This window comes from Microbacterium sufflavum (genome assembly GCF_023091155.1).
Taxonomy (GTDB): Bacteria; Actinomycetota; Actinomycetes; order Actinomycetales; family Microbacteriaceae; genus Microbacterium; species Microbacterium sufflavum.
The window spans coordinates 1-1,917 of record NZ_JAHWXK010000006.1 but is presented as its reverse complement, the minus strand read 5'-3'; the positions used below and the strand labels follow the sequence as shown (position 1 = coordinate 1,917).

Sequence of the window (1,917 nt, the reverse complement as noted above, 5' to 3'; positions counted from 1 at the left end):
GCGTACTGAAGAAGAACAACATCCTTCGCACCATGTCAAATGTTCCACCCATGAGCTCCCAGCGAAGAACGTACGCCTTCGATCTGGGTTCTGGACACCCGAAAGTGTCAGATGCTCCTTAGAAAGGAGGTGATCCAGCCGCACCTTCCGGTACGGCTACCTTGTTACGACTTAGTCCTAATTACCGATCCCACCTTCGACGGCTCCCTCCACAAGGGTTAGGCCACCGGCTTCAGGTGTTACCGACTTTCATGACTTGACGGGCGGTGTGTACAAGACCCGGGAACGTATTCACCGCAGCGTTGCTGATCTGCGATTACTAGCGACTCCGACTTCATGAGGTCGAGTTGCAGACCTCAATCCGAACTGGGACCGGCTTTTTGGGATTCGCTCCACCTCACGGTATTGCAGCCCTTTGTACCGGCCATTGTAGCATGCGTGAAGCCCAAGACATAAGGGGCATGATGATTTGACGTCATCCCCACCTTCCTCCGAGTTGACCCCGGCAGTATCCCATGAGTTCCCACCATTACGTGCTGGCAACATAGAACGAGGGTTGCGCTCGTTGCGGGACTTAACCCAACATCTCACGACACGAGCTGACGACAACCATGCACCACCTGTTTACGAGTGTCCAAAGAGTTGACCATTTCTGGCCCGTTCTCGTATATGTCAAGCCTTGGTAAGGTTCTTCGCGTTGCATCGAATTAATCCGCATGCTCCGCCGCTTGTGCGGGTCCCCGTCAATTCCTTTGAGTTTTAGCCTTGCGGCCGTACTCCCCAGGCGGGGAACTTAATGCGTTAGCTGCGTCACGGAATCCGTGGAATGGACCCCACAACTAGTTCCCAACGTTTACGGGGTGGACTACCAGGGTATCTAAGCCTGTTTGCTCCCCACCCTTTCGCTCCTCAGCGTCAGTTACGGCCCAGAGATCTGCCTTCGCCATCGGTGTTCCTCCTGATATCTGCGCATTCCACCGCTACACCAGGAATTCCAATCTCCCCTACCGCACTCTAGTCTGCCCGTACCCACTGCAGGCCCGAGGTTGAGCCTCGGGATTTCACAGCAGACGCGACAAACCGCCTACGAGCTCTTTACGCCCAATAATTCCGGATAACGCTTGCGCCCTACGTATTACCGCGGCTGCTGGCACGTAGTTAGCCGGCGCTTTTTCTGCAGGTACCGTCACTTTCGCTTCTTCCCTGCTAAAAGAGGTTTACAACCCGAAGGCCGTCATCCCTCACGCGGCGTTGCTGCATCAGGCTTCCGCCCATTGTGCAATATTCCCCACTGCTGCCTCCCGTAGGAGTCTGGGCCGTGTCTCAGTCCCAGTGTGGCCGGTCACCCTCTCAGGCCGGCTACCCGTCGACGCCTTGGTGAGCCATTACCTCACCAACAAGCTGATAGGCCGCGAGCCCATCCCCAACCGAAAAATCTTTCCAAACGCAGACCATGCGGTCACGTCACATATCCAGTATTAGACGCCGTTTCCAGCGCTTATCCCAGAGTCAGGGGCAGGTTGCTCACGTGTTACTCACCCGTTCGCCACTGATCCCACAGAGCAAGCTCCGTGTTCACCGTTCGACTTGCATGTGTTAAGCACGCCGCCAGCGTTCATCCTGAGCCAGGATCAAACTCTCCGTAAAAAGAAATTGCATACAACCCGGGGAAAAACCAGGCCGCAGCGAGTTTGAAACTGACCAAAGAGATGACATCATTGCTGACTTCATCCGAATGCCAACCCCCCAAAAGGAGTTGGTCTTTGATCCAAAGGAATTCTCACCCAGCCGAAGCTGAACGAGGATAATTTGGCATTTGACAAGTGCACGCTGTTGAGTTCTCAAGGATCGGATGCTCCCACGACCCAGCCATCACAACCAGGCCCGCAGGGCAACTTCTCTATCTTAGCCATCCCG

At 55.0% G+C, this 1,917-nt stretch carries 1 rRNA gene; it reads right to left on the bottom strand.

From position 1 onward, the window contains the following. Window positions 1-122: 122 nt before the first annotated feature. A 16S ribosomal RNA gene (locus KZC56_RS17575) occupies window positions 123-1,647 on the bottom strand. Window positions 1,648-1,917: the final 270 nt, after the last annotated feature.